This window comes from Burkholderia sp. BC1, from assembly GCF_052683555.1.
In genome coordinates this window covers 34,296-43,932 of the sequence record NZ_JBQYLP010000035.1, presented here as the reverse complement: position 1 = coordinate 43,932, position 9,637 = coordinate 34,296, and the positions used below count along the sequence as shown (strand labels likewise).

General features: G+C 69.7%; 8 protein-coding genes and 1 pseudogene. 4 read left to right on the top strand and 5 right to left on the bottom strand.

Annotated features, from left to right (window positions below):
• From ACSHSS_RS18315 to ACSHSS_RS18305, 3 genes and pseudogenes are all read right to left on the bottom strand, one after another.
• Positions 1 to 110, bottom strand: a pseudogene (locus tag ACSHSS_RS18315) (ABC transporter permease); the annotation flags it as partial.
• Positions 107 to 1,084 carry an ABC transporter permease gene (locus tag ACSHSS_RS18310; protein WP_445545338.1) on the bottom strand — a complete coding sequence of 326 codons (978 nt, stop codon included), beginning with the start codon at positions 1,082 to 1,084 and terminating at the stop codon, positions 107 to 109. The gene ACSHSS_RS18310 and the pseudogene ACSHSS_RS18315, both read right to left, overlap by 4 nt.
• Complete coding sequence (locus ACSHSS_RS18305; protein ID WP_006411207.1) at positions 1,085 to 2,167, bottom strand: ABC transporter ATP-binding protein; 1,083 nt, start codon at positions 2,165 to 2,167, stop codon at positions 1,085 to 1,087. It abuts the gene before it with no gap.
• A gap of 292 nt (positions 2,168 to 2,459) precedes the next feature.
• On the opposite strand from ACSHSS_RS18305, the gene ACSHSS_RS18300 reads away from it, so the two are divergent.
• Positions 2,460 to 3,338 carry an IclR family transcriptional regulator gene (locus ACSHSS_RS18300; RefSeq protein WP_445545337.1) on the top strand — a complete coding sequence of 293 codons (879 nt, stop codon included), beginning with the start codon at positions 2,460 to 2,462 and terminating at the stop codon, positions 3,336 to 3,338.
• A 152-nt stretch (positions 3,339 to 3,490) separates the two neighbouring features.
• Here the strand turns inward: ACSHSS_RS18300 and ACSHSS_RS18295 are convergent, their stop codons facing one another.
• Together ACSHSS_RS18295 and ACSHSS_RS18290 are read right to left on the bottom strand one after the other, a co-directional pair.
• Positions 3,491 to 4,870 (bottom strand): FAD-containing oxidoreductase, encoded by a 1,380-nt coding sequence (locus tag ACSHSS_RS18295; RefSeq protein ID WP_445545336.1) that lies wholly within the window; start codon positions 4,868 to 4,870, stop codon positions 3,491 to 3,493.
• A 105-nt stretch (positions 4,871 to 4,975) separates the two neighbouring features.
• Positions 4,976 to 5,545: a hypothetical protein gene (locus tag ACSHSS_RS18290; protein ID WP_445545335.1), complete on the bottom strand. Its 570-nt coding sequence runs from the start codon at positions 5,543 to 5,545 to the stop codon at positions 4,976 to 4,978.
• Positions 5,546 to 5,770: 225 nt separating this feature from the next.
• On the opposite strand from ACSHSS_RS18290, the gene ACSHSS_RS18285 reads away from it, so the two are divergent.
• From ACSHSS_RS18285 to ACSHSS_RS18275, 3 genes are all read left to right on the top strand, one after another.
• Complete coding sequence (locus ACSHSS_RS18285) at positions 5,771 to 6,409, top strand: LysE family translocator (RefSeq protein WP_445545334.1); 639 nt, start codon at positions 5,771 to 5,773, stop codon at positions 6,407 to 6,409.
• A gap of 939 nt (positions 6,410 to 7,348) precedes the next feature.
• On the top strand, positions 7,349 to 8,107 hold the full coding sequence (locus ACSHSS_RS18280; protein ID WP_445545333.1) for a DUF3348 domain-containing protein: 759 nt from the start codon (positions 7,349 to 7,351) through the stop codon (positions 8,105 to 8,107).
• A gap of 12 nt (positions 8,108 to 8,119) precedes the next feature.
• Positions 8,120 to 9,637: DUF802 domain-containing protein (locus ACSHSS_RS18275; RefSeq protein WP_445545332.1), on the top strand; the 1,518-nt coding region annotated here is incomplete at its 3' end.

Genomic DNA, 9,637 nt, shown 5'->3' with positions numbered 1-9,637 from the left:
AGCGTTTCGTCGGGCGTGAAGGCGACCAGCACGACGATCGCGAGCGGCGCGAGCACGAACAGGATCACGAGCGTATGGAACGCGAGCGCGAACGGGCCGTTCTTTCTCATCGGGAAGCGCCTCCGAGGCTGCGCGCGTAGCGGCGTTCGAGCACGCGGTAGTAGGTGAGCATCACGACGAGGTTCGCGACGAGCAGCAGCACCGCGATCGTCGCGCCGAGCGGCCAGTTCAGCGAGCCGAGAAATTCGTCGTAGACGGCCGTTGCCGCGACCTTGAGCCGGCGTCCGCCGAGCAGGCCGGGAATCGCGAACGCGCTCGCCGACAGCCCGAATACCATCAGGCTGCCCGACAGCACGCCGGGCATCAGCTGCGGCACGACGATGCGGCGCAGCGTCATGAACGGCGACGCGCCGAGCGACAGCGCCGCGTATTCGGTTTGCGGATCGAGCCGCTGCAGCGCCGTCCAGACCGGAATCACCATGAACGGCAGCATCACGTGCACGAGTGCGATCACGATCGCGAACGTCGTGTATTCGAGCTTGTACGGGCCGAGGCCGACGAGCGCGAGCGTGCGGTTCACGAGTCCGCCCGTGTTCAGCAGCATGCTCCAGCCGAATGCACGCACGACGACCGACACGAGCAGCGGCGCGAGGATCGCGAGCAGGAACATCGAGTGCCACGGGTCGCGCATTTTCGACAGCACGTAGGCTTCGGGCGTGCCGATCGCGACGCAGATCGCCGTGGTCAGCGCGGCGATGCCGAACGTGCGCGCGAACATCGTATGGAAGTAGGACGAGCCGAGCACGTCCGCGTAGTTGCCGAACTGGAATGCGGCGATCGGGCCGGTGGCCGGGTCGAAGCGGTAGAACGTCAACGCGAACGTCATCGCGAGCGGCACGAGCACGAGCGCGGCGAACAGCGCGAACGCCGGCGCGCACATCAGCCACAGCGGCGCATGCGCACGCCAGCGCGCGCGCCATGCGCGGCCGGCGGCCGCGCGGGCCGGTACGGGCTCGGCCGCGCTGCGCGGCGCGACGCCGGCCGGTGCGCCGTCGGCCTGCAGCGGGCGGGTAGGCTGTCCCATTCAGGCCTCCCGGCGCATCACGCGCACCGCGTCGCTGTGCCAGTCGATGCCGACCGGCGCGCCTTCCGCGAGCGGCTCGGCGCCTTCGTTCTGGCAGCACACGAGCACTTCGCCGAGTGCGCTGTCGACGCGATACAGCCATTGGCTGCCGAGGAAGAAGCGGCTCGTGACGGTCGCGGCGACGCGGCCCGCGCCCGGCGCGCAAAGCCGCAGCTTTTCCGGACGGATGCAGACCGAGACGGGATCGCCGACACGCACGTCACGCTCGTGCGCGGGCAGGTGCGCGGTGCGGCCCGTCTCGGCGAGGTCGTGCCCGAGGTCGATGCGGATCGCGTCGCCGTCGTGCGCGACGATCGTGCCCGGCAGCAGGTTCGCCTTGCCGATGAACTGCGACACGAACCGGTTCTCGGGCCGTTCGTAAGCGTGGTACGGCGTGTCGATCTGCGTGATGCGGCCGGCTTCCATCACGACCACGCGATCGCTGATCGACAGCGCTTCGGACTGGTCGTGCGTGACCATGATCGTCGTCGTGCCGATCTTGCGCTGGATCGCGCGCAGCTCGAACTGCATCTCCTCGCGCAGCTTCGCGTCGAGATTCGACATCGGCTCGTCGAGCAGCAGCACCGGCGGCTCGATCACGACCGCGCGCGCGATCGCGACGCGCTGCCGCTGGCCGCCGGACAGCTCGCGCGGAAAGCGATGCGCGAGCGCGTCGAGGCGCACGAGCGCGAGCGCCGCGCGGATGCGCTCCGCGCGCTCGGCCTTGTCGACGCCGCGCATATCGAGCCCGAAGCCGACGTTCTCCGCGACGCTCATGTGCGGAAACAGCGCGTAGCTCTGGAACACGATCCCGAGCCCGCGGCGGTTCGGTTTCATGTGCGTGATGTCCTGGCCGTCGAGCGTGATGCGTCCGCGCGTGACGTCGACGAAGCCCGCGATCATCTGCAGCGTCGTCGTCTTGCCGCAGCCGGACGGGCCGAGCAGCGACACGAATTCGCCTTGTTCGACGGAGAGGTTCACGTCGGCGACGGCGGTCAGCTCGCCGAACGATTTCGTCAGGTCCGTCAGCGTGAGAAACGACATGGGGAACTCCGGATTCGCACACCGGATGGCGGTGCGTCATTGACGCGGACTCTAGCCAGCCACATTTCCGACCGTCAATTTCGAATTCTGCTGAACGAGAGGAATTTCGGAAAAATTTCGGTCAGTGGAAGAAGATGACGAAGAGAGCGCGAATCGTTCCGGTCAATGAAGGCGGCGCGGCCCGCGAAAGACGCCCGTCAATCCGGTGCACACCCGGATGCCGGGCGCGTCCGCATGCGGCGACAATGGCGGCTCCGTATTCCGTTCAATGAAATCGTCGAGGAGAGCCGGCATGCAGGAACCGCATTCGCCCGGAACGTCGCGCGTCGCGCCCGCCGGCGGCGACGCCGCCGACACGGGCGGCGCGCCGGGCACCGGCATGCTGCAGCGGGCGTTCGCGATCCTGCGCGCGCTGGCCGGCATGCAGCAGGACGGCGTGCGCGTCACGCATCTCGCGAAGGCGGTCGGCCTCACGCAGGGCACCGCGCACCGGATCCTGCAGTCGCTGATCGCCGAAGGCATGGTCGAGCAGGACGAGCGCTCGAAGCTGTACCGGCTCAGTGTCGACTTCTTCGCGCTCGCCGCGCTGGCCGGCAATCCGAGCAGCATGCGCACGCTGTGCCGGCCCGCGCTGCTGCGACTCTGCGCGAGCCTCGGCGAGACGATCTTCCTGCTCGTGAAGAGCGGCTTCGACGCGGTGTGCCTCGATCTCTGCGAGGGGCCGTTTCCGATCCGGTCGTTTACCGGCGACATCGGCGGGCGCGTCGCGCTCGGCGTCGGGCAGGGCAGCCTCGCGATCCTCGCGTTCCTGCCGGAAGCCGAGCGCGAGGAGGTGATCCGCTTCAACGTGCCGCGCATACGCGGCTACGGCGTGCTCGACGAGGTCTATCTGCGCACCGAGATCGATCGCGTGCGGCAGCTCGGCTACGCGGGCCGCAACAGCGGCGTGCTCGACGGGATGGCCGGCGTCGCGGTGCCGATCCTCGATCGCACCGGCTATCCGGTCGGCGCGCTGAGCGTCGGTACGCTCGCGTCGCGCCTCGGCGACGACCGGATGCCGATGGTCGTCGAACTGCTGCGCCGCCAGGCCGAGGCGATCGGCCCGCGCACGAATCCGTTCGACGCCGCGCTGCGGCGGCCGATGCACGGGCTGTCCGGGAAAGCCGGATAGGCGCGGCAGCGTCGGGCGCCACCGTGCGGCGTTGGTGCATCGGTAGCCACGGCGGACCGTCCCGTGCGTTCGACGCGTCGAGAAACGCGTTCAGCCTCGCGCATCGGCAATCGCTGCGTCGTTACACGACCCGCACGCACGCACGACTCGCATCATTCGACCGGATGCAGATCCTGCAGCAACGTCGGCAGCAGTTCCGACACGGTCGGGTGAATGTGCATCGCGCGGCTGATCGTCGTATAGGGCGCACCGGCCGTCATCACGTCGAGCAGTGTATGCACGACCTCGTCGCCCGTCACGCCGAGGATCGATGCACCGAGAATCGCGTGGTTGTCCGCATCGACGATCACCTTCATGAAGCCCTGGCTTTCGCCCTTTTCGACCGCGCGGCCGACGCGCGTCATCGGCCGCGTGCCGACCAGCAGCTTGCGGCCGCTTCGTTTCGCTTCCGCGAGCGTCATGCCGACGCGGCCGAGCGGCGGATCGATGTACATCGCATAGGCGGGAACGCGATCGGAGACCTTGCGCGGATCGTTGTCGAGCAGGTTCGCCGCGACGATCTCGTAGTCGTTGTAGGCGGTATGCGTGAACGCGCCGCGGCCGTTGCAGTCGCCGAGCGCCCAGATGCCGTCGACGTTCGTGCGCAGCTGCTCGTCGACCTTGATGTAGCCGCGCTCGTCGGTATCGACGCCCGCGCGGTCGAGCCCGAGATCGTCGGTGTTCGGCACGCGGCCGACCGCGAGCAGCAGATGCGAGCCCGTCACTTCGCGGCCGCTGCCGCCGCAGTCGAGCCCGATCGCGATGCCGGCGCCGTCGGGCCGTGCGCTCAGGCAATTTGCGTCGAGCTGCACGTCGATGCCTTCGTTTTCGAGAATCTCGCGCACCGCGTCCGACACGTCTTCGTCCTCGCGCCGGATCAGCCGCGGGCCTTTCTCGACGATCGTCACCTTCGAGCCGAAGCGGCGATACATCTGACCGAACTCGAGCCCGACGTAGCTGCCGCCGACGATCACGAGATGATCGGGCAGGAAGTCGACGTCCATCATCGACGAGTTGGTCAGATAGCGAACGGTGTCGAGGCCCGGCATCGGCGGTATTTGCGCCCGTCCGCCGACATTGATGAAGATGCGGTCCGCGTCGAGCAGCGCGTCGCCGACGCGCACCGTCTTCGCGCCTTCGAAGCGCGCGTGCCCCTGAAACACGGTCGTGCGCTCGAGCCCGCGCACCCATTGCTCGACGCCGTGGTTCGAGCGACCGGCGATCCGGTCCTTGCGCGCCTTCACGGCCTTCATGTCGACGGTGACATTGCCGCCGACCGATACGCCGTATTCGCTGGCGCGCCGCGCGAGCTGCGCGGCGTACGCGCTCGCGATCAGCGTCTTGGTCGGAATGCAGCCGGTGTTCACGCACGTGCCGCCGAAGCGGCCGCGTTCGACGATCGCGACGGTCATGCCGGCTGCCGAAAGCCGTGCGGCGAGCGGCGGCCCGGCCTGGCCGGTGCCGATCACGATCGCGTCGAAGTGTTGCGTCATGGCGTTCTCCTGCGCTGGTGGATCGGGAAAGTGCGGGCGGGCGAGCCCGCACGCGACGGCGGCGTCCGTCCGCCCGACGACGTCCGGGCGGCGCGCACGCAGTTTTCATTCCTTGCGGCGCCACTGCGCGAAAGGCACCGGCCGGTGCGGATCGGCGCGTGTGACGGTGACCTGGTCCGGCTTGTCGTCGACCGGGAACGACTCGGTGTCGACCCGGTTCGCGAACAGCCAGCCGTGCGTGCGCGCGTCGTAGCGGAACGTCACGTAGTCGCTCCAGTGCTGGCCGCATGCGACCTCGTTCTGCACGGTGAAATAGCGCCCCTTGACTGCGAGCCCGTGATCCGCGACGTCCGCCGGGTCGAACGGATCGCACTGCAGCGCATCGTTCGCGCGCAGCACGACGCTATCGTTGCGCGCGGCGAGCCGATAGCCGTGATCGGGCCGTTCCTCGTAGATCAGCAGCGGGCGCGGGGACGGCTGCGCGCGCGTGTCGACCGCCCGATGCACGACGACGAGAAAACTGCGCAGCCCGTTGTCGAGCACCGGCCCTTCGCGCGCGATCATCGGCTCATAGCCGGGCGGCAGCTGCGCGGCGATCGCCGGCGGCAGATCGTCGGCGAGCGCAGGGCCGGACAGCGCGGCGAGAAGCGGAAGCAGCAGGCGAAGCGGTCGCATGGCGGTGGGCGGGCAGGCCGTCGGACAACGGGAACGGACGCGGAACGCGCGCGGCGAGGCGCACGCGGGCGCGCTCGTCGCGCGGCGCGTGCCTCTACGAGCATAGCAGCGCCCGTCGGCCTTTGCGTCGTGCTTTCGGCCGCGTGCAAGGCGTGCCAGAATCGGCGGCTGGAACGCAGGAGCGCGCGGCCTCGTCGCGGCGGCGTTTCGTTCGAGGAGACTTCGATGACTGCAACGGCCGCCGTATTCGCGATTCTCGCCGCGCTGTGGCTCGGCGCCATGATTCCCGGCCCCAGTTTCGTGCTGGTGGCACGCAATTCGATCGGGCTGTCGCGCCGCGACGGTCTCGCGACCGCGCTCGGCATGGGCGTCGGCGGCATCGCGTTCGGCGGCGTCGCGCTCGCCGGGCTCTATACGCTGCTGCAGACGGTCGAATGGCTTTATGTCGGGCTCAAGATCGCGGGCGGCGCGTATCTGATCTACATGGCGTCGAAAATCTGGCGCGGCGCGGATCGCCCGATCGCGATGGACGACTCGCTGGCCGTGCCGGCCGGCAGCGCGCGCAAGTCGTTCCTGACCGGCCTGACGACGCAGCTCAGCAACCCGAAGACGGCGATCTGGTACGGCAGCATCTTCGCGGCGCTGCTGCCGCAGCATCCGCCGCTGTGGTGCTATCTCGCGCTGCCGCCGCTCGTGTTCGGCGTCGAATTCGGCTGGTACACGATCGTCGCGCTGTGCTTTTCGACGCGGCGGCCGCGCGAACTCTATCTGCGCGCGAAGAAATGGGTCGACCGCGTCGCGGCCGGCGCGATCGCGTTGCTCGGGTTGCGGTTGATTCTGAACGCGCCGAAGGTGGGGATCTGAGCGGTTCGCGTGTGGCGGTGTTGTTCGGCCGGCGGGCGATGTGGTTGGCGGCGTCGGTTGCTGCGGGGGACGTTGTGCGGCGCGATGCACGGTGCCGCTTTTGTGCGGCGCTGTTGGCGCAGCGAGTTTGATCGGCGCCGCCTCGGCTTCCCTCCTTGCCGCTCGCGACGCGATACGGTATCCCGTCCGTGGCGCGTGAGGGCGGCGCGCGATGCGCGACGGCTTGGCATAGCCGCGCCGTACCTCGTCCGGCGGGCGTGCTCGCGCGCATTGCTTCCGTTTCCGATTCCCCTTTGGATTCCCGTCCTTCCGGCTCGCGATACCGCGTCCCGGCCGTCGCGCCGCAACGCGACGCCGGATGCGCGATGGCTTAACCTCGCCGGGCCGTACCTCGCCCGGCGTGCGCGCGCATTGCTTCCCTTTCCGATTCCCCCTTTGGATTCCCGTCCTTCCGGCTCGCGATACCGCGTGACGCCCGTGGCGCTCTAGCCCGACGCCGGATGCGCGACGACTCGACCTCGCCGGGCCGCACCTCGTCCGGCGTGCGTGCTCGCGCGCATTGCTTCCGTTTCCGATTCCCCTTGATGCCCGTCCTTCCGGCTCGCGATACCGCGTGCCGCCCGTCGCGCTCCAACCCGGCGCCGGATGCGCGACGACTTAATCTCGCCGCGCCATCCTTCGTCCGGTGGCTTCTCGCGCGTACTCGTTGCGTCTCCGATTCCGCTTTCGATCCTTGTCCTTCCCGGTGGCGATACCGCATCCCGCACGTCGCGCTCCAACCCGACGCCCGATGCGCGACGACTCGACCTCGCCGCGCCATCCCTTGCCCGACGGGCGTTCGCGCGCATTCGCGACTTCGGTTCGCACGCCGCTTCCGCGATTCTCGCGGTCGACCGCGCGTCGGCGTGTAAACTGCTGCCTTTTTTGACTGTCTGCAGCATGGTGCAAGCTCCTCCGCGCGCTGCGCTGAGCGGTCCGACCCTCGTTCGGCTGCTTGCGCGCATCGTCGATGCCGACGTCGCGGCTTCGCCGCAGACGCTGTCGGACCGGCTGAGCCAGTGGCTCGGCTGGACCGACGCGATCACGCTGTCGTCGGCGCTGAACGCGAGCCCGCCCGGCGTCGCGGCCGGCGTACGCGGCCACGACGCGGAGCGCGACTGCGCGCGCGTGCGTCACGACCTCGCGCAGGCGATCACGGCGCTGAACCGTCCGCGCGCGCGACGCCGTCCCGGCGAACTGCCGCCGCCCGCCGCGGACACGGCCGATTTCGCGGATTTCCGGCAGCGCTATCTGCAGCTGCAGCAGGAGATGGAAACGGCGATCGGCCAGTTGCGCGGCCGGCTGCGCGTCGCGCTCGCCGCGCGCTCGTCCGGGATGGCGCGGCTCGCGACGCTCGACGCGATCATGGAGCGCGTGCTCGGCGCGCGCGAGCGCAGCCTGCTGTCGACCGTGCCCGCGCTGCTCGGCACGCGCTTCGAGCGGCTGCGCGAAGCGGAACGGCAGGCGCTCGCCGTGGCGTCCGCCGAGCCGGATGGCGACGCGCCCGCCGATGCGAGCGTCGCGGCGCAGCCGCTCGCGGCCACGCCCGGCGCATGGCTCGACACGTTCCGCGACGAGATGCAAAGCGTGCTGCTCGCCGAACTCGAAGTGCGGTTTCAAACGGTGGAAGGGCTGCTCGCGGCCCTTCGTACCTGCTAGGTCTGTCTACATATGTCCAGAATTCGTATTGATCTCGTTGTCTTCGCTGCCGGTCTGCTCGCGGTGTGCTGGATCGCCGCCGGCTATGTCGGATCGAATCCGCTCGCGTCGGCCGTCACGCTGCTGATCGGCGCATGCTACGTCGCGGGCGCGTGGGAACTGCTGCGCTACCGGCAGGCGACCGCGGCGCTGTCGCGCGCGGTCGCGGCGCTCGCCGAGCCGCCGGCGCGGCTCGACGCGTGGCTCGACACGCTGCCGACCGGCCTGCGCGGCGCGGTGCGTGCGCGCATCGACGGCACGCGCGTCGCGCTGCCGGGCCCGGCGCTGACGCCCTATCTCGTCGGTCTGCTCGTGCTGCTCGGCATGCTCGGCACGCTGCTCGGGATGGTCGTGACGCTGAAGGGCACGGGCGCCGCGCTCGAAAGCGCGACCGATCTCGATGCGATTCGCGCCTCGCTCATTGCGCCCGTGAAGGGGCTCGGGTTCGCGTTCGGCACGTCGATCGCCGGCGTCGCGACGTCCGCGATGCTCGGGTTGCTGTCGGCGCTCGTGCGCCGCGAGCGCAGCGAGGCCGCGCAGCAGCTCGACGCGCGGATCGCGACGACGCTGCGCGTGCATACGCCCGCGCATCGGCGCGACGAATCGTTCCGCTTGCTGCAGCAGCAGGCCGACACGATGCCCGCGCTGGTCGACCGGCTGCAGACGATGATGACGACGCTCGAGGCGCGCAGCGTCGCGCTGCACGAGCGTCAGCTCGAAAGCCAGCAGGCGTTCTTCGACCGAACCGAGCAGGCGTATGCGCGTCTTGCGTCGAGCGTCGGCGCGTCGCTGCAGGAAAGCGCGGCCGAAAGTGCGCGCGTGGCGGGTGCCGCGCTGCAGCCGGTCGTCGCCGCGACGATGACGGGGCTCGCGCAGGAAATGGCGACGCTGCGCGACACGGTGTCGGGCGCGGTGCAGCGTCAGCTCGACGGCCTGACGAACGGTTTCGAGGCCGCGACCGCGAACGTGACGGCTGCGTGGCATCGCGCGCTCGACGCGCAGCGCAGTGCCGGCGATGCGGTCGCGCAGCGGCTCGACACGACGCTCGGCCAGTTCGCCGACACGTTCGCGCAGCGCTCGGCGGACTTGCTCGACGGCGTCGCGACGCGCCTCGAATCGACCGAAGGCCGTCTCACGGATGCGTGGCGCGATGCTTTGTCGCGTCAGGAGCAGGTCGGCGAAACGCTGGCCGGCCAGCATGCGCGCGCATTGAGCGACGCGGCCGCGACGTTCGAGCGCCATTCGGCGTCGACGCTCGCCGCGATGCGCGACGCCCACACGCATCTGCAGACCGAACTCGCCGCGCGCGATGCGCAGCGGCTCGCCGCGTGGAACGACTCGCTCGCTGCGATGGCCGCGAAGCTCGGCGACGAATGGCAGCGCGCGGGCGCAAAGAGCGCGGACCGTCAGCAGGAAATCTGCGATGCACTCGCGCAAACCACGCGCGATCTCGCTGCGCAAGCCGCCACCTTCGAACAACGCTCGAACGAT